Source organism: Streptomyces sp. NPDC006435 (genome assembly GCF_040612315.1).
In the GTDB taxonomy this organism is placed as follows: domain Bacteria; phylum Actinomycetota; class Actinomycetes; order Streptomycetales; family Streptomycetaceae; genus Streptomyces.
This window is the reverse complement of sequence record NZ_JBEXPY010000009.1, coordinates 59,866-77,206: the sequence shown is the minus strand read 5'-3', so window position 1 is coordinate 77,206 and position 17,341 is coordinate 59,866. Positions and strand designations below refer to the sequence as shown.

Genomic DNA, 17,341 nt, shown 5'->3' with positions numbered 1-17,341 from the left:
ACGCTGCCTCAACTCTTGTCGAACCGGTGCGGGGACTGCGACGACTGCCGCTGGGCGGCGTCCTGCGGGCCGCCCTCGATCGCCTGCTGCGACGTGGAGCCGCCGGCCAGCTCGGCCTTCATGCGCTGGAGCTCCAGCTCCACGTCCGTGCCGCCGGAGATCCGGTCCAGCTCGGCGGCGATGTCGTCCTTCGCCGTGCCGGTCGGGTCGTCCAGGGCGCCGGAGGCGAGCAGCTCGTCGATCGCACCGGCGCGCGCCTGCATCTGCTGGGTCTTGTCCTCGGCCCGCTGGATCGCCAGGCCGACGTCGCCCATCTCCTCGGAGATCCCGGAGAACGCCTCGCCGATCCGGGTCTGCGCCTGGGCGGCGGTGTAGGTGGCCTTGATGGTCTCCTTCTTGGTGCGGAAGGCGTCGACCTTGGCCTGCAGCCGCTGGGCCGCGAGGGTGAGCTTCTCCTCCTCGCCCTGCAGCGTGGAGTGCTGCGTCTCCAGGTCGGTGACCTGCTGCTGGAGCGCGGCGCGCCGGGACAGCGCCTCGCGGGCCAGGTCCTCGCGGCCGAGCGCGAGCGCCTTGCGGCCCTGGTCCTCCAGCTTGGCCGACTGTCCCTGCAGCTGGTTCAGCTGCAGTTCCAGCCGCTTGCGCGAAGTCGCCACGTCGGCGACCCCGCGACGCACCTTCTGCAGCAGTTCGAGCTGCTTCTGGTACGAGTAATCGAGGGTCTCGCGCGGATCCTCGGCCCGGTCAAGGGCCTTGTTTGCCTTCGCGCGGAAGATCATTCCCATACGCTTCATGACACCGCTCATGGGCTTCGCGCGCCCCCTTCTGACGGACTGAGCTCCAGCACTCCAACAGAACCCACAGTACGGGCCCTGCCTCTATTACCGCACTGTTCGAGCACGGATGTGCTCCTCCCCAAGGACGACTGCGTCCGGTCACCGCTCCGGCCCAGGGAGTAGGTGGAGGTCGGGGAGAACCGTTACGCCCGCATCCCGCCGAACACGCGGGTACACCAGCCAGGACGCGGGCCGTTGCCGGATCGTTCCCGACCGGCCTGGGGTCATCGCGATCGAACCCGTACCCTTGGACCTTGTGTTCCGTAGCCGTTCGAAGGAAGAGAAGGCGCCCACCGACAAGGTGACGGCGGACCTCTCCAAGCAGCCCCGCGACCCGCAGGCTCCCAAGGGTCGCCCCACCCCCAAGCGCAGCGAGGCACAGTCGCAGCGCCGTCGCGCCTCCAGTGGCGCGCCGCTCGACCGCAAGGAGGCAGCGAAGAGGCAGCGCGAAGCGCGCCGGACGGACCTGGCCAGGCAGCGCGAGGCGCTCGCCAGTGGTGACGAGCGCTATCTGCCGGTCCGTGACAAGGGCCCGGTGCGGCGCTTCGTCCGCGACTACGTGGACTCGCGCTTCTGCGTCGCGGAGTTCTTCCTTCCGCTCGCCGTGATCATCCTGATCATGAGCGTGATCCAGATCAAGAACATCCAGAACATCTCGCTGTTGCTCTGGCTCTTCGTGATCGTGCTGATCGTCGTCGACTCGATCGGGCTCTCGATCCGTCTGCGGAAGCAGCTCAAGGAGCGCTTCCCCGACACCCCCAAGCGCGGCGCGGTCGCCTACGGCCTGATGCGCACGCTCCAGATGCGTCGCCTGCGACTGCCCAAGCCGCAGGTCAAGCGTGGAGAGCGGCCCTGAGTACGCACGTCTCCGGCTCGGCCGGCGGTCCGTCCGCCGGCCCGCCCGACGATGCCGCCCCGGCCGTCACCGGCTTCTCCGGGGCCTCCCCGGTGTGGCTGAAGGAGCTGGGCGGTCTGCGCAACACCGTCCGCCAGGAGCTCGTCGCCCGGCAGCTGGACGAGCAGATCGCGGCCCGTTTCCCGGTCGGGCAGCGGCTGCGGGTGCTCGACGTCGGCATGGGGCAGGGCACCCAGGCGCTGCGCCTGGCCAGGGCGGGGCACACGGTGACCGGCCTGGAGTCCGACGCCGAGATGCTGCGGGTGGCCAGGGAGGCGCTCGGCAGCGAGCCGGCGGGCATCCGTGAGCGGGTCCGGCTGATCGAGGGCGACGGCCTGGACACCGGGGTGCACTTCCTGCCGGGCAGCTTCGACGTGGTGCTCTGCCACGGCGTGCTGATGTACGTCCGGGAGCCGGACGCGATGCTGGCCGGCCTGGCCCGGATGCTGGCCCCGGGCGGGCTGCTGTCGCTGCTCGTGCGGAACGCGGACGCGCTGGCGATGCGCCCCGGGACCGCCGGGGACTGGGACGCGACGCTGGCCGCCTTCGAGAGCGACACGTACACCAACCGGCTGGGCGTCACCGTACGGGCCGACCGGCTGGACGCCCTGACGTCCACCCTCGCCGGGATCGCGGCACCCCTGCACGCCTGGTACGGGGTGCGCGTCTTCACGGACAACGTGAGCAACGACGTGGAGCTCCCCGCCGCGGCGGAACTGGAGCGGGTGCTCGCCGCCGAGGACCGCGCCGGGCGCACGGACCCGTACCGACGGGTGGCCGCGCTGCTGCACCTGTGCGGCGTGCGGGGCTGACCGCCCGCCGTGTCCGGCCGGGCGGACGCGGGCCGCTGCCGGGGCCGCCCGGCGGCGCACCCTGGCCGGCCGAACCCAACAGGCCGCCGGAAGCGCCAAAAGCGACAATCCAGGCATGGACGCTTCCCATTCCCGCAGCCGTGCCCGGCGGCTCCTGCCGCTCCTGACCGCAGGCGTCTGCGCCGCCGTCCTGGTGAGCGGCTGTTCGGACACGGCCTCCAGTTCTCCGGAGGCCGAGCCCAGCAAGCCCGCCTCCGCTTCCGGGACCGCCGGTGACCTGCAGAGCGACTACCAGACCGTGATCAAGAACGTGCTGCCGTCGGTCGTGCAGATCGACGCCGCCGAGAGCCTGGGCTCGGGGGTCGTCTACGACTCCAAGGGCCACATCGTCACCAACGCCCACGTGGTCGGCGACGGGAAGACGTTCAAGGTCACCGTCGCCACGGGCGAGAAGGCGCAGCGCGCCTCGCTGGTGGCCACCTACCCGGAGCAGGACCTGGCCGTCATCAGGCTCGACAGCGTGCCGGACGGGCTGAAGCCCGCGAAGTTCGGCGACTCGGAGAAGGTCGAGGTGGGGCAGATCGTGCTGGCGATGGGTTCGCCGCTGGGGCTGTCCTCCAGCGTCACCCAGGGCATCGTCTCGGCGGTCGGCCGGACCGTCAGCGAGAGCCGCGCGGGCGGCGGCACCGGCGCGACGATCGCGAACATGGTGCAGACCTCGGCGGCGATCAATCCGGGCAACAGCGGCGGCGCGCTGGTCAACCTGGACAGCGAGGTGATCGGCATCCCGACCCTGGCGGCGGTGGACCCGGAGCTGGGCGACAGCGCGGCGCCGGGCATCGGGTTCGCGATCCCGGTGTCGATGGTGAGGACGGTCGCCGACCAGATCATCAAGAGCGGCCGGGTCACCGACTCGGGCCGGGCGGCCCTGAACATCACCGGGCGCACGGTCGTCGACGAGAACTACCAGCCAGCCGGGGTGGCGCTGGTCAGCGTGGAGAAGGGCGGTGCCGCGGAGGAGGCGGGGCTGCGGGCCGGCGACATCGTCACCGGCATCGGCGACGTACCGGTCACGACGATCACGTCCCTGTCGGAGGCGCTCGCCTCGGACAAGCCGGGCCAGAAGGTCACGGTGACGTACCTGCGCAACGGGGCGGAGAAGACCGCGGAGGTCACGCTGGGCGAGATCTAGGACGCACCCGGCGCCCGTCCCCTGCCGGGCGGGCCGGGAACGGCCGTGCGGGCCCGGCGCGGGCCCGCACGATCGTTTCCGCGCCGGGGCGGGGTCAGCCCTGGTCCGCCTGGAGGCTCATGGGGCCGTAGATCTTCGTCGAGTCCTCGAAGAGCGTCACCTGCTCCGCCCCGCCGTCGAGGAGTTCCTTCCAGTACTCGCCGATCCAGGACTCCGCGTCGCCCTGGGTGGTGAATTCCTCCGGCTGCAGCGCCGGCTCCGTCTCCGTACCGTCGGACTTCTCGAACCGCCACGTCCACGCCATGTCCGCCTCCTGGGTCGTGTTGCTGTCCGCAGCCTAGTGCCCCTCCCGGCAACCTCTGCCCCGCGGCGCCGCCCCGCACGCACGCTCCCGCCGGGCGGAACCGGCCGGCCGCGGCGCCGGGGCCCGTGCCCGGTGCGGGGCGGTGCCCGTACCCGCCCGAAGTGTCCCAAGTCGCGCACCCGCCGCGCGGACGCGGGAGGATCGAGGGCGTGGAACTGACTCTCCTCGGCACCGGAGCCCCCGACGGGCTGCCGCGGCCCGAATGCCCCTGCGCCGCCTGCGCCGTCGCCCGCGGGGCGCGCTCGCGGGCCGCCACCTCGCTGCTGATCGACGACGCGCTGCTGCTCGACCTCACTCCGGGGGCCGTGTTCGCCGCGGCCCGTGCGGGGCGCTCGCTGACCGGCGTACGGCAGGTACTGCTCACCCATCCGCACGACGGGCCCGCCGTGGAGCTGCCCCCCGGACTGCCCCCGGCGGGGCGGGTGCCGGACGGCCGGGTGCTGACGCTGATCAGCGGCCACCGGGTGCGGGCGGTGCCCATGGACGCCCCGGGCACCGGGTACGAGGTCACGGCGCCGGAGGGGACGCGGCTGCTCTACCTGCCGCCGGGGGCCGCGCCCGCCGGTCTCGCGGACCCGGTGGCGGAGCCGTACGACATGGTGGTCGGCGACGTGACGGGGCGGCCGGACGCGGTGGCGCGGCTGCGGGCCGTCGGGGCGATCGGCCCGGCCACCGAGATCGTCGCCGTCCACCTGGACCACGACGCGCCGCCCGGGGCCGAGCTGGACCGGCGACTGGCGGCGGCCGGTGCGCGGGTCGTGCCGGACGGGACGACGCTGGGGGTGGGCGAGTACCGCGCGGGGCCGGGGGTGCCGCGGCGCACCCTGGTGACGGGCGGGGCCAGGTCGGGCAAGTCGGTGGAGGCCGAGCGCCGCCTGGAGACGTTCCCCGAGGTGGTGTACGTGGCGACCGGCGGGGGCCGGGAGGGGGACGCCGAGTGGGCGGCCCGGGTCGGCCTGCACCGGGAGCGCAGGCCGGCCGCCTGGCGCACCGAGGAGACCTGCGAGCTGGTGGAGCTGCTGGAGTCGGACGGGCCGCCGCTGCTGATCGACTGCCTGTCGCTGTGGCTGACGGACGCGATGGACCGGGTCGGCGCCTGGGACGACGCGGCGTGGGCGGACGGTGGCGAGGACGCCCTGCGGAAGCGGACCGCCGCCCTGGTCTGCGCGGTGCGCGGAACGCGGCGCACGGTCGTCGCCGTCACCAACGAGACGGGCTCGGGCGTGGTGCCCGCGACGGCCGCCGGACGGCGCTTCCGGGACGAGCTGGGCCGGCTGAACGCCGCGTTCGCCGACGAGTGCGAGCAGGTGCTGCTGGTGGTGGCCGGCCAGGCCCTGACCCTGCGGGGCTGACCGGGGCGCGTGCACGGGCGTGCGGGGCGCGTGCCGTACGCGCCGGGCGGCGGGAGCGGGCCGGGGCCGCTCCCCCGCCACCGCCGCACGCGGGCCCCGGCCGGGACGGGCCGCGCTCCGGCCTGGCGCCGGAAACCCGGCGGGTACTGTTCCGCAGTGAGCCCGCCGCCGGGCTCGCCGGCCCACTCGACGCATCGACCCGCGAGGCAGACCCCCGTGAATCTGGACGACTTCTCCGACCTGATCGAACGCCCCGACGGCGGCGTACGGCGCGACGCCGAGGAACGCCGGGAGCGCATGATCGTTCCCACCGGCGCCCTCGGCCGCCTGGACGAGCTGGGCGAATGGCTCTCGGCCGCGCAGCAGGCCGTCCCGGTCAGGGCGATCGAGCAGCCGCGCGTGGTCCTGTTCGCCGGTGACCACAAGGTGGCCGAGCTGGACGTCTCCGGGCGCGCGGCCGGTACCGCGCACGAGCTGGTGCGGGCCACGCTGGACGGCACGACGCCGCTCGCCGTGCTGGCCCGGCAGTTCTCCGTACCGGTGCGGATCATCGACGCCGGACTGGACTGCGACCCGGAGCTGCTGCCCGAGCCGGTGGTGCGCCACCGGGTGCGGCGCGGCACCGGCCGGATCGACATCGAGGACGCGCTGACGGCCGAGGAGGCCGAGCGGGCGGTACGACTCGGCATCGCGATCGCCGACGAGGAGGCCGACTCCGGCACCGACCTGGTGGTGCTCGGCGATCTGAGCGTGGGCGGCACGACGGCCGCGTCCACGCTGATCGCGGCGCTGTGCGGCACGGACGCCTCGGTGGTCACCGGGCGCGGCGGGGCGGGCATCGACGACCTGGCGTGGATGCGCAAGTGCGCGGCGATCCGGGACGCGCTGCGGCGGGCCCGGCCGGTCCTCGGCGACCAGCTGGAACTGCTGGCCACGGTGGGCGGGGCCGACCTCGCGGCGATGACCGGCTTCCTGCTCCAGTGCGCGGTGCGCCGGCTGCCGGTGATCCTGGACGGGGTGGTCTCCTCGGCCTGTGCGCTGGTGGGGCAGCGGGCCGCCTTCCGGGCCCCGGACTGGTGGCTGGCGGGCCAGGCGAGCGGCGAGCCGGCGCAGAGCAAGGCACTGGACCGGATGGCGCTCAACCCTCTGCTGGACCACGGCGTCATCGTGGGGGAAGGAAGCGGGGCATTGCTCGCACTTCCGCTCGTCCGGGCCGCTGCCGCGCTTGCGGCGGAACTGCCCGAGCGCGAGCCGGGCGCCGACGAGGAGGACGGTGCCGGCGAGGGGGCCGACGCGGGCGCCACGTACGACGACGCGACCTGAGGACCGGCCGGGCGGAGACCCCCGGCGGGCCCCGGGCCCGCGGACCGGCGGTGCCGCGGCCGTGGAACACCGGCCGCCGCACGGCCCCATGCGATGCGATGCCCCATATGATCGCTTTTCATGGGAGAGGTCCGTATGGGCACCGAGGATTCCGAACGGGCCGGCATCCGGCCGCCGAGCACCGTCCGGTCACGACGCGGCGCCGCGTTCGCCATCTGGTACCTGCGGGTCGTCTCGTTCATCAATTTCCTGAGCGCCGTCTGGGTCACCCTCGGCAACGACCTGCGCCGTCACAACACGGCGAACTACTTCACCCCGTACCTGCTCACGGCGGGTTTCTCCTCCGGCGTCGTCGCGCTCTTCCTGGCGATCACCATGCGCCGCCGCAAGCGGGCCGCGTGGATCGTGAACCTGGTGGTGAGCGGCCTGCTGCTGGTCCTGTTCGCCCTGGTGCTCATGTTCCCGGAGGTCCGGCAGTACCCGCAGAACTGGATCTCGCTGGTGCTGACCGCCGCCTTCGTCGGGGCACTGCTCGCCGGCCGGCGCGAGTTCTACGCGAAGGGCGACCGGTCCAACCCGAAGCTGGCGGCCCTCGTAGCGATCGGCGGGCTGCTGGTCACCTCGCTGCTCGCCGCGGGCCTGGTCGCCCTCACCAACACCGCGCACGACGAGCACCGGGCGACCTTCCTGGACCGGTGGCGCTACGGCGCCCTGCGGCTGGTCTCGGTCGCCGACAACGACGCCGCCTTCCCCGGGATCACCACGCCCGGCTGGGTCGACGTCACCATCAACATCCTCTCCACGCTGCTGCTGATCGCCGTCGTCTACGTGGCGTTCCGCTCCCGCCGGGCGGTCGACCCGATCACCCCCGAGGACGAGTCCCGGCTGCGGGCCCTGCTCGACCGGCACGGCGAGCGCGACTCGCTGGGCTACTTCGCGCTGCGCCGGGAGAAGAGCGTCGTCTGGTCCCCCACCGGGAAGGCCGCCGTCATGTACCGGGTGGTGGGCGGGGTCTCGCTCGCCTCCGGCGATCCCATCGGCGACCCCGAGGCGTGGCCGGGGGCGATCGGGCCGTGGCTGGCCGAGGCCCGTGAGCACGGCTGGGTCCCGGCGGTGATGGGGGTGAGCGAGGAGGGCGGCACCGTCTACGCCCGGCACGGCCTGGACGCCCTGGAGCTGGGCGACGAGGCGATCGTGGAGACCGCCGAGTTCACCCTGGAGGGGCGGGCGATGCGCACCGTGCGCCAGGCGTACAACCGGGTGCGGCGCGCCGGGTACGAGGTGACCGTCCGCCGTCACGCCGACATCCCCGAGGAGGAGATGGCCGAACTGGTGCGCCGGGCCGACGACTGGCGCGACGGGGCGACCGAGCGCGGCTTCTCGATGGCGCTGGGCCGGCTCGGCGACCCGGCCGACGGGCGGTGCGTGATGCTCGAGTGCCGTGACGCCCCGGCCGCGGAGGACGGCGCCCGGGGCGAGTTGCGGGCCGTGCTGAGCTTCGTCCCGTGGGGGCCGAACGGCCTCTCGCTGGACCTGATGCGCCGCGACCGGGACGCCGAGAACGGGCTGATGGAGTTCATGGTCATCGAGCTCCTCCAGCGGGCCGAGGAGATCGGGATCACCCAGGTCTCACTGAACTTCGCGATGTTCCGGTCGGTCTTCGAGAGGGGTTCGCGGCTCGGCGCGGGACCGGTGCTGCGGCTGTGGCGTTCCCTGCTCGGCTTCTTCTCGCGCTGGTGGCAGATCGAGTCGTTGTACCGCGCCAACGCCAAGTACCGACCGATCTGGGAGCCGCGCTTCATGCTGTTCGAGAAGAGCTCCGACCTGCTGCGCATCGGTGTGGCGGCGGGGCGTGCCGAGGGGTTCCTGGAGGCGCCCGGCCTGCCCAAGTGGCTGCACCGCTCGCATCTCGGGACGCGTGGATGAGGGCCGGGGGGCCGCTGCTCGCCGCGGCCCGTCGCGAGTGGGGTCCGCTCCTGGCCGCGGTGCGCGCCGGGTTCGGCGCCGCCGGGGCGCGGGCGGTCCCGCTGGCGCTCGCCGCGGTCTGTCTGACGGCGCTGCTCCATGTGGCGCAGCACCGTCCGTGGGGCTTCGACGCGGTGCGGGTCCTCGGGACGGTGCGGGCCGAGGACCCGTTGTGGGCGGCCCTGCTGCGCACCCCGCTGTCGCTGTTCGTGCCGGCGCCGGACCTGCCGGTGTGGGGGGCGCTGGCGCAGATCCTGGTGGTGTTCGGCGTCGCCGAGGTCTGTCTGGGCCGGTGGCGCACCCTGCTGATCGCGTACCTGGCGACACTGGCCGGGACGCTGTACGCGCGGATCGGTGTCGCGCTCGGCCCGGACGGGCCGTTCGGGCTGCCCGCCTCCGACGCCCGGGTCGTCGACACGGGGCCCTCGGCGGCGGTGGTCGGCCTCGCCGTGTACCTCTGCTGGACGTACCGGGCCCGGTTCACCGGCTGCCTGGTGGTCGCGGCGATGGTGGCCGAGGTGTTCGTCAAGGACAACCTGGCGGGCAAGGAGCATCTGGCGGCGATCGCCGCGGTGCTCGCGCTGTGCGCCCGTACGAGTATCCGTACGAGTATCCGTACGACCGCCCGGACGACCGCCCGCGCGGCCGTACGGGCCCGGCGGCACCGGGGTCAGGGCCGGTGTCCGGGCAGCGGGGTCCGGTCCGGCGCGCCGCCGATCAGATCCTGGAACCTGCGGCGGGGGCCCGCCCAGCGCACGTCGTGGTGGTAGGCGCGCAGCAGCGCACGGGCGCGGGCGCGGTGGCGGTTCCGGTAGAAGCGCCTCGCCCACATCGAGGTCGGCCGGGCCAGCCGGAGCGCCCCGACCAGCGCGACGAACGGGACGAGGGTGCCGACGACCGCGAGCCGCACCTTGCCCTTGAAGAGGGCGATCAGCACGAAGCAGAAGTTGACGACCAGGGTCAGGATCACGCCGAGCCGGTCCTGCTGTTCGTCGCTGCTCAGCTCGTTCACGCCCAGCGGCGAGAACCCGGCCAGGACCAGCAGCACCAGTGCGGCGGTGAGGACCACGGCCTCCACGCTCTTGCGCCCCTCCTCGGTCCAGTACACGTCGTCGAGGTAGAGGATCAGGGCGAATTCGTCCAGCACCAGTCCCGCGCCCACGCCGAAGACCACCGCGCAGATCCCCGCCCCGGGGCCGTGGCGTCCACTCGCGACCGCGCCGAACCCGCCGATCACGCTCAGCACCACGCCGGGGACGACGTGGTGGATGTGCATCCCGCCGGACGTGACGTTGCGGAACGGGCCCTTCCCGGCCCGGATCATCCGGGTGACGAACCGGGTGACGGCGAAGGTGAGCACGAAGGCGGCCAGGGCGAGCAGCAGGGGCAGCTTCCCCGGCTCGACGATGTTCCGTTCGAACCAGTGACCCATGCCACCCACTCCCGATATGCCGTGTCTGCGGCGCTTTATCCCGACATGGGCAATCTATCGGTCGACGGCACCGATTAGCCTGCGCGCCGTGACCTCCCTGAACAGCCACGGCGTGCGTTTCGCCTTCGGCACCCTGACGGTGCTCCCCGTCCGCGTCACCCGCTGGGACCGTGGGGCCGCCCGCGCCGGGATGCTGTGCGCGCCGCTCGCCGGTCTCGTCGTGGGGCTCGCCGCCGCGCTGCCCGGCGTCCTGTCGCTGCTGCTCGGCGCGGGCCCGCTGCTCGCCGCCGTGGTCTCGGCCGCCGTGCCCGCGGTACTGACCCGGGGGCTGCATCTGGACGGCCTGGCGGACACCGCGGACGGTCTGGGCAGCGGCAAGCCGGCGGACGACGCCCTGCGGATCATGAAGCAGTCGGACATCGGGCCGTTCGGGGTGATCACCCTGCTGTTCGTGCTGCTGGCCCAGGTCGCGGCCCTGTACGAGCTGTACGGGCGGGGCTGGGCGTACGGCGCGGCGGCGGCGGTCGCGGCGGCGGTCGTCGCCCGGCTGGCGCTCGCCCTGGCGTCCCGCCGGGGCGTGCCGCCGGCCCGTCCGGAGGGGCTGGGCGCGGCGGTGGCGGGCACGGTGCCGGTGGGGGGCGCGGTGGCGGTCGGGGCGGTGGTGGTCGCGGGCTGCGCGGGGGCCGGGGCGCTCCTCGGCGGGTACGGGGCGGCGCACCACGCACTGGCCGCACTGACCGCGCTCGGTGCGGCCGAACTCCTGCTGCGGCACTGCGTGCGGCGCTTCGGCGGGGTGACCGGCGACGTCTTCGGCGCCCTGGCGGAGACCGCGGCGACGGCTGCCCTGGTGGTCCTGGCGCTCGGCTGAGAGGTGTCCGGATCGTGCCGTGTCCGGAACGTGCCGCGTCCCTGTGTGCCCGGGAGGTCGGCCGCGGGGGCCGGGCCGCCGACCGGCCCGTTCCGTGTCCCGCCGGGCCCGTGCGGGCACGGAGCGGCCCTCCCGGGGCGAAGCCTTCACGCCACGAGGCCCCGCGGGCGGCCCGCCGCCGTGATCCCGCAGCAAAGGCGCGCGTAGGCTCATTCCCGGCACATTGCGGCGGCGTCTACGATGCGCCGGGCACGGTCGGCCCACCCATCGACCGACAACGAACTCAACGGAAGCGAGATTTCACCACCGTGACTGCTCTCACTCTCAGCACTGCCGGTGCGGCGACGCTGCGCGCCGACGCACTCGTCGTGGGCGTCGCCAAGGGATCCAAGGGGCCGGTCCTCGCACCGGGCTCCGAGGCCGTGGACAAGGCGTTCGACGGAAAGCTCGCCACCGTCCTGGAAGCCCTGGGCGCCACGGGTGCCGAGGGCGAGGTGACCAAGCTGCCCGCGCCCGACGGCCTCAAGGTCCCGGTCGTCATCGCGGTCGGCCTCGGCTCCGTGCCGGAGAAGGACGGGGCGTACGACGCCGAGGCGCTGCGCCGGGCCGCGGGCTCCGCCGCCCGGATCCTGGCCGGGGCGAAGAAGGCCGGCTTCGCGCTGCCCCTCGCGTCCGCCGGGGACGCCGGGGCGGTCGCCGAGGGCGCGCTCCTCGGCGCGTACGCCTTCACCGCGTACCAGGGCGGCGAGGACAAGGTCGCGCCCAAGGGCAAGAAGAACGGCAACGGCGTCAAGCTCCCGCTGGCCGAGGTCGCCCTGCTCGGCGGCAAGCCGCGCGACAAGGCGTTCAAGGCGGCCGTCGAGCGCGCCACCGCGGTCACCGAGGAGATCAACCGCGCCCGCGACCTGATCAACACCCCGCCGAACGACCTGTACCCCGAGTCCTTCGCCGCCGTGGCCACCGCCGCGGGCAAGGAGCACGGCATCAAGGTGCAGGTCCTCGACGAGAAGGCGCTCGTCAAGGGCGGCTTCGGCGGTCTGCTGGGCGTCGGCCAGGGCTCGGCCCACGGCCCGCGCCTGGTGAAGCTCGCCTACACGCACCCGAAGGCGGAGAAGACCCTGGCCCTGGTCGGCAAGGGCATCACCTACGACTCGGGCGGCATCTCGCTGAAGCCGGCCGGCCACAACGAGACGATGAAGTGCGACATGAGCGGTGCCGCCGCCGTGTTCGCCGCCGTCGTCGCGGCCGCCCGCCTGGGCCTCCAGGTCAACGTCACCGGCTGGCTGGCGCTCGCCGAGAACATGCCGTCGGGCAACGCCACCCGCCCCGGTGACGTGCTGCGCATGTACAGCGGCAAGACCGTCGAGGTCCTCAACACGGACGCCGAGGGCCGGCTCGTCCTCGCCGACGCGCTGACCCGGGCCTCCGAGGAGAAGCCGGACGCGATCGTCGACGTGGCGACCCTGACCGGCGCGATGGTGCTGGCGCTGGGCAACCGCACCTTCGGCATCATGGCGAACGACGACGCCTTCCGGACCTCGATCCACGAGATCGCCGAGGAGGTCGGCGAGGCGTCCTGGCCGATGCCGCTCCCCGCCGACCTGCGCAAGGGCATGGACTCCCCGACCGCCGACATCGCCAACATGGGCGAGCGGATGGGCGGCGGTCTGGTGGCCGGCCTGTTCCTGCAGGAGTTCGTGGGCGAGGGCATCACCTGGGCGCACCTGGACATCGCGGGTCCGGCCTTCCACGAGGGCGCGCCGTACGGCTACACCCCCAAGGGCGGCACCGGTTCCGCGGTCCGCACGCTGGTCGGGCTGGCCGAGCGCACCGCCGCCGGGGACCTCGGCTGATCTCCGGAACGATGCGCCGTACGGCCCCGGGCATACGTCCGGGGCCGTACGCGTTGCCTCCCACGGCGTCGCCGTACGGATCCGGCGGGGTTTCGCTCTGGACGAAACACCAGCGTTCCCGCCCGTCTCCCGCGCCGGCCTTCCCGGGCGGCGCCGCGCACCCGGAATCACCCCCAGTCCCTACTTCGCGGTAACCCGTCGGGGCGGATGATCGTCCGCCCCGGACCCGGGCCCCGCGTCCCGCCGACCGTCAACAAGTGCGAAGATGGGTTCTCGGCAGGACAGGGCCCCCACCACAGGGCCGACATAACACAAAGCGGCCGAACACCAGCCGACCGGCCGGTCATCCCCCAGCGACGGGGCCCGGCGTACGGCGCACATGCATGGAGGACGTGACGTGGCGAACGACGCCAGCACCGTTTTCGACCTAGTGATCCTCGGCGGTGGTAGCGGCGGTTACGCCGCGGCCCTGCGCGGAGCGCAGCTGGGCCTGGACGTCGCTCTGATCGAGAAGGGCAAGGTCGGCGGCACCTGCCTGCACAACGGCTGCATCCCCACGAAGGCCCTGCTGCACGCGGGCGAGATCGCCGACCAGGCGCGCGAGTCCGCGCAGTTCGGCGTCAAGGCCACCTTCGAGGGCATCGACATCGAGGCCGTCCACAAGTACAAGGACGACGTGATCTCCGGCCTGTACAAGGGCCTGCAGGGACTCATCGCCTCGCGCAAGGTCACCTACATCGAGGGTGAGGGCCGGCTCTCCTCCCCCACCTCGGTGGACGTGAACGGCCAGCGCATCCAGGGCCGCCACGTGCTGCTCGCGACCGGCTCCGTGCCGAAGTCGCTGCCGGGCCTGGAGATCGACGGCAACCGCATCATCTCCTCGGACCACGCGCTGAAGCTGGACCGCGTCCCGAAGTCCGCGATCGTGCTGGGCGGCGGCGTCATCGGCGTCGAGTTCGCCTCGGCGTGGACGTCCTTCGGCACCGAGGTCACGATCATCGAGGGCCTGAAGCACCTCGTCCCGGTCGAGGACGAGAACAGCTCGAAGCTTCTTGAGCGCGCCTTCCGCAAGCGCGGCATCAAGTTCAACCTCGGCACGTTCTTCCAGAGCGCCGAGTACACGCAGGACGGCGTCCGCGTGACCCTCGCCGACGGCAAGACCTTCGAGGCCGAGGTGCTGCTGGTCGCCATCGGCCGCGGCCCGGTCTCGCAGGGCCTGGGCTACGAGGAGGCCGGGGTCGCGATGGACCGCGGCTACGTCCTCGTCGACGAGTACATGCAGACCAACGTGCCGACCATCTCGGCCGTGGGCGACCTGGTCCCGACGCTCCAGCTCGCGCACGTCGGCTTCGCGGAGGGCATCCTGGTCGCGGAGCGGCTGGCCGGTCTGAAGACCGTTCCGATCGACTACGACGGTGTCCCCCGGGTGACGTACTGCCACCCCGAGGTCGCCTCCGTGGGCATCACCGAGGCCAAGGCCAAGGAGCTCTACGGCGCGGACAAGGTCGTCGCTCTGAAGTACAACCTCGCGGGCAACGGCAAGAGCAAGATCCTCAAGACCGCGGGCGAGATCAAGCTCGTCCAGGTCAAGGACGGTGCCGTGGTCGGCGTCCACATGGTCGGTGACCGGATGGGCGAGCAGGTCGGCGAAGCCCAGCTGATCTACAACTGGGAGGCGCTGCCCGCCGAGGTCGCGCAGCTCATCCACGCCCACCCGACCCAGAACGAGGCGATGGGCGAGGCCCACCTGGCCCTGGCCGGTAAGCCCCTTCACTCCCACGACTGATCCAGTCGACCGGGCGCGACGACCGACCCACTTCCGCACTTTCGTAAGGAGCAACCGAAACCATGTCGGTTTCCGTAACCCTTCCGGCGCTCGGTGAGAGCGTCACCGAGGGCACTGTCACCCGCTGGCTGAAGGCCGAGGGCGAGCGCGTCGAGGCCGACGAGCCGTTGCTCGAGGTCTCGACCGACAAGGTCGACACCGAGATCCCGGCTCCCGCCGCCGGCATCCTCGCCTCCATCAAGGTCGCCGAGGACGAGACCGTCGAGGTCGGCGCCGAGCTGGCCGTCATCGACGACGGCACGGGCGCGCCCGTCGCCGCCGCGGCCCCGGCCGCCGAGCCCGAGGCCGCCCCGGCCCCGGCGCCGGCGCCGGTCGCCGAGGCCCCCGCCGCCGCTGCCCCGGCCCCCGTCGCCGAGGCTCCGGCCGCCGCACCGGCCGGTGGCGCCGCCGGTACCGACGTCGTCCTGCCGGCGCTCGGCGAGAGCGTCACCGAGGGCACCGTCACCCGCTGGCTGAAGGAGGTCGGCGAGGAGGTCACGGAGGACGAACCCCTCCTGGAGGTCTCCACGGACAAGGTCGACACCGAGATCCCGGCCCCGGTCTCCGGCGTGCTGCTGGAGATCGTCGTCGCCGAGGACGAGACCGCCGAGGTCGGCGCCAAGCTCGCCGTCATCGGTGCCGCCGGTGCCGCTCCGGCGGCCGCTCCGGCACCCGCAGCCCCGGCGCCCGCCGCGGCTCCGGCCCCGGCCGCTCCGGCACCCGCTGCCGCCGCTCCGGCTCCGGCCGCCCCGGCCGCTCCCGCGCCGGCCCCGGCCCCGGTGGCGCCCGCCGCCCCGGTCGCCGCTCCGGCTCCGGTGGCCCCGGCCGCTCCGGCGCCCGTCGCCGCCCCGGCCCCGGTCGCCCCGGCCGCGCCCTCCGGCGACGACGGCGCGTACGTCACGCCGCTGGTCCGCAAGCTCGCCGCCGAGAACGGCGTCGACCTGGGCTCGGTCAAGGGCACCGGCGTCGGTGGCCGCATCCGCAAGCAGGACGTCGTCGCCGCCGCGGAGGCCGCCAGGGCCGCCGCGGCCGCGCCGGCCCCCGTCGCCGCCGCCGCTGCTCCGGCCGCCGCCTCGAAGGCGCCGAAGCTGGAGGCCTCCCCGCTGCGCGGTCAGACGGTCAAGATGACCCGCATGCGCAAGGTCATCGGCGACAACATGATGAAGGCGCTGCACTCGCAGGCCCAGCTGACCTCGGTCGTCGAGGTCGACGTCACCAAGCTGATGAAGCTGCGCGCCCGTGCCAAGGACGCGTTCGCGGCCCGCGAGGGCGTCAAGCTGTCCCCGATGCCGTTCTACGTCAAGGCGGCGGCCCAGGCGCTGAAGGCCCACCCGGTCATCAACGCCCGGATCAACGAGGACGAGGGCACCATCACGTACTTCGACTCGGAGAACATCGGCATCGCCGTGGACGCCGAGAAGGGTCTGATGACGCCGGTCATCAAGGGTGCGGGCGACCTGAACATCGCCGGCATCTCGAAGAAGACCGCCGAGCTGGCCGGCAAGGCCCGCGGTGGCGGCCTGACGCCGGACGACATGTCCGGTGCCACCTTCACCATCAGCAACACCGGTTCGCGCGGTGCGCTGTTCGACACCGTCATCGTGCCCCCGAACCAGGCAGCCATCCTGGGCATCGGTGCCACGGTCCGCCGCCCGGTGGTCATCGACCACCCGGACCTCGGCGAGACGATCGCGGTGCGCGACATGACGTACCTGTCGCTCTCCTACGACCACCGTCTGGTGGACGGCGCGGACGCCGCCCGTTACCTGACCACGGTCAAGGCGATCCTGGAGGCCGGCGAGTTCGAGGTCGAGCTCGGCCTCTGAGCACCACTGCTGTAACCAGCCTCACCAGCGGCGCCCCCGTCCGGACACCTTCCGGACGGGGGCGCCGCCGTATTGTCTAGGGCACGCCCTGGACACACCGGTCGCCCGGCGGCCGCGATGCACCGCTCTGTCCCCGAAGGAGCTCCCCATGACCCCGCCCGTCGTCCACTCGCTGCGCGAACAGATCCGCGAGCACATCGTGGAGGGGATCGTCAGCGGGCGCTGGAAGCCCGGTGAGCGGATCGTGGAGCGCCGGATCGCCACCGAGCTGGAGGTCAGCCAGACGCCGGTGCGCGAGGCCCTGCGGGAGCTGGAGACGCTCCGGCTGATCGAGTCGGCGCCCAACAAGGGCGTACGGGTCCGCAACCTCACCGCGGCCGACCTGGAGGAGAGCTATCCGGTCCGGGCCGGTCTGGAGCAGATCGCGGCGGAGCTGGCCGCCCCGGCCCTCGGCGAGGACTGCTCGCTCCTGACGCCCCATGTGACGGCCCTCTACGAGGCGGACCGGCTGGCCGACGGCGAGGCGCAGGTGCGGCACACCGTGGCCTTCCACCGTGAGATGGTGCGGGCCGCCGGGAACGCCGTGCTGCTGCACACCTGGGAGGGGCTGGGCATCGAGGTGTTCACCGCCCTGTCGATCCGGTGGCTGGGCACGGTGCAGAAGTCGTACGCGGAGGAGCACGAGGCGCTCATCGAGGCGTTCCTGCGCAAGGACCCGGACATCGGCCTGCTGGCCAAGGCGCACGTGCTCGGCTGCGCACCGCGCGCCTGAGCCCCGGGCCGCGGGGGCTCCGGGCCGAC

15 protein-coding genes are annotated in these 17,341 nt (G+C 73.3%); 12 read left to right on the top strand and 3 right to left on the bottom strand.

Going from position 1 to position 17,341, the window contains the following annotated elements:
- Positions 1-8: 8 nt before the first annotated feature.
- A complete protein-coding gene (locus ABZZ04_RS12600) occupies positions 9-791 on the bottom strand; it encodes a PspA/IM30 family protein (protein WP_356932182.1) in 783 nt (260 codons plus the stop codon).
- 298 nt (positions 792-1,089) lie between these two features.
- On the opposite strand from ABZZ04_RS12600, the gene ABZZ04_RS12595 reads away from it, so the two are divergent.
- The 3 genes from ABZZ04_RS12595 (at position 1,090) to ABZZ04_RS12585 (ending at position 3,732) form a co-directional block, all read left to right on the top strand.
- A complete protein-coding gene (locus ABZZ04_RS12595; protein ID WP_356932181.1) occupies positions 1,090-1,689 on the top strand; it encodes a DUF3043 domain-containing protein in 600 nt (199 codons plus the stop codon).
- Between the two features lie 116 nt (positions 1,690-1,805).
- Positions 1,806-2,540: a methyltransferase domain-containing protein gene (locus tag ABZZ04_RS12590; protein ID WP_356932282.1), complete on the top strand. Its 735-nt coding sequence runs from the start codon at positions 1,806-1,808 to the stop codon at positions 2,538-2,540.
- Between the two features lie 115 nt (positions 2,541-2,655).
- Positions 2,656-3,732, top strand: a complete 1,077-nt coding sequence (locus ABZZ04_RS12585) for a trypsin-like peptidase domain-containing protein (protein WP_356932180.1) — start codon at positions 2,656-2,658, stop codon at positions 3,730-3,732.
- A gap of 94 nt (positions 3,733-3,826) precedes the next feature.
- Here the strand turns inward: ABZZ04_RS12585 and ABZZ04_RS12580 are convergent, their stop codons facing one another.
- Positions 3,827-4,036 carry a hypothetical protein gene (locus tag ABZZ04_RS12580; protein ID WP_356932179.1) on the bottom strand — a complete coding sequence of 70 codons (210 nt, stop codon included), beginning with the start codon at positions 4,034-4,036 and terminating at the stop codon, positions 3,827-3,829.
- A 209-nt stretch (positions 4,037-4,245) separates the two neighbouring features.
- On the opposite strand from ABZZ04_RS12580, the gene ABZZ04_RS12575 reads away from it, so the two are divergent.
- The 4 genes from ABZZ04_RS12575 (at position 4,246) to ABZZ04_RS12560 (ending at position 9,506) form a co-directional block, all read left to right on the top strand.
- Positions 4,246-5,448: a bifunctional adenosylcobinamide kinase/adenosylcobinamide-phosphate guanylyltransferase gene (locus ABZZ04_RS12575; protein WP_356932178.1), complete on the top strand. Its 1,203-nt coding sequence runs from the start codon at positions 4,246-4,248 to the stop codon at positions 5,446-5,448.
- A 216-nt stretch (positions 5,449-5,664) separates the two neighbouring features.
- Positions 5,665-6,771 carry a nicotinate-nucleotide--dimethylbenzimidazole phosphoribosyltransferase gene (gene cobT, locus ABZZ04_RS12570; RefSeq protein WP_356932177.1) on the top strand — a complete coding sequence of 369 codons (1,107 nt, stop codon included), beginning with the start codon at positions 5,665-5,667 and terminating at the stop codon, positions 6,769-6,771.
- A gap of 120 nt (positions 6,772-6,891) precedes the next feature.
- The gene (locus ABZZ04_RS12565; protein ID WP_356932176.1) at positions 6,892-8,697 is read left to right on the top strand and encodes a phosphatidylglycerol lysyltransferase domain-containing protein; all 1,806 of its coding nucleotides are present in this window, start codon (positions 6,892-6,894) and stop codon (positions 8,695-8,697) included.
- Positions 8,694-9,506 (top strand): hypothetical protein, encoded by an 813-nt coding sequence (locus tag ABZZ04_RS12560; RefSeq protein WP_356932175.1) that lies wholly within the window; start codon positions 8,694-8,696, stop codon positions 9,504-9,506. The genes ABZZ04_RS12565 and ABZZ04_RS12560 overlap by 4 nt, the downstream gene beginning before the upstream one ends.
- Here the strand turns inward: ABZZ04_RS12560 and ABZZ04_RS12555 are convergent.
- Positions 9,407-10,168: a hypothetical protein gene (locus ABZZ04_RS12555; protein WP_356932174.1), complete on the bottom strand. Its 762-nt coding sequence runs from the start codon at positions 10,166-10,168 to the stop codon at positions 9,407-9,409. The two genes, ABZZ04_RS12560 and ABZZ04_RS12555, sit on opposite strands and share 100 nt — an antisense overlap.
- Positions 10,169-10,256: 88 nt before the next feature.
- Between ABZZ04_RS12555 and ABZZ04_RS12550 the strand changes: the two genes are divergently transcribed.
- The 5 genes from ABZZ04_RS12550 to ABZZ04_RS12530 all read left to right on the top strand — a co-directional run bounded on the left by ABZZ04_RS12550 (position 10,257) and on the right by ABZZ04_RS12530 (position 17,312).
- A complete protein-coding gene (locus ABZZ04_RS12550) occupies positions 10,257-11,036 on the top strand; it encodes an adenosylcobinamide-GDP ribazoletransferase (protein WP_356932173.1) in 780 nt (259 codons plus the stop codon).
- Between the two features lie 308 nt (positions 11,037-11,344).
- Positions 11,345-12,889 (top strand): leucyl aminopeptidase, encoded by a 1,545-nt coding sequence (locus tag ABZZ04_RS12545; RefSeq protein ID WP_356932172.1) that lies wholly within the window; start codon positions 11,345-11,347, stop codon positions 12,887-12,889.
- Between the two features lie 397 nt (positions 12,890-13,286).
- Positions 13,287-14,675, top strand: coding sequence for a dihydrolipoyl dehydrogenase (lpdA, locus tag ABZZ04_RS12540; protein WP_356932171.1), 1,389 nt, complete (start codon positions 13,287-13,289; stop codon positions 14,673-14,675).
- A 62-nt stretch (positions 14,676-14,737) separates the two neighbouring features.
- A complete protein-coding gene (gene sucB, locus ABZZ04_RS12535) occupies positions 14,738-16,540 on the top strand; it encodes a 2-oxoglutarate dehydrogenase, E2 component, dihydrolipoamide succinyltransferase (RefSeq protein WP_356932170.1) in 1,803 nt (600 codons plus the stop codon).
- A 148-nt stretch (positions 16,541-16,688) separates the two neighbouring features.
- Positions 16,689-17,312, top strand: a complete 624-nt coding sequence (locus tag ABZZ04_RS12530; RefSeq protein ID WP_356932169.1) for a GntR family transcriptional regulator — start codon at positions 16,689-16,691, stop codon at positions 17,310-17,312.
- Positions 17,313-17,341: the final 29 nt, after the last annotated feature.

Coding starts and splice junctions, on each gene's coding strand:
- ABZZ04_RS12600 (WP_356932182.1), bottom strand. CDS start 791: ATGAAGCGTATGGGAATGATCTTCCGCGCGAAGGCAAACAAGGCCCTT.
- ABZZ04_RS12585 (WP_356932180.1), top strand. CDS start 2,656: ATGGACGCTTCCCATTCCCGCAGCCGTGCCCGGCGGCTCCTGCCGCTC.
- ABZZ04_RS12580 (WP_356932179.1), bottom strand. CDS start 4,036: ATGGCGTGGACGTGGCGGTTCGAGAAGTCCGACGGTACGGAGACGGAG.
- ABZZ04_RS12565 (WP_356932176.1), top strand. CDS start 6,892: ATGGGAGAGGTCCGTATGGGCACCGAGGATTCCGAACGGGCCGGCATC.
- ABZZ04_RS12560 (WP_356932175.1), top strand. CDS start 8,694: ATGAGGGCCGGGGGGCCGCTGCTCGCCGCGGCCCGTCGCGAGTGGGGT.
- ABZZ04_RS12555 (WP_356932174.1), bottom strand. CDS start 10,168: ATGGGTCACTGGTTCGAACGGAACATCGTCGAGCCGGGGAAGCTGCCC.
- sucB (WP_356932170.1), top strand. CDS start 14,738: ATGTCGGTTTCCGTAACCCTTCCGGCGCTCGGTGAGAGCGTCACCGAG.
- ABZZ04_RS12530 (WP_356932169.1), top strand. CDS start 16,689: ATGACCCCGCCCGTCGTCCACTCGCTGCGCGAACAGATCCGCGAGCAC.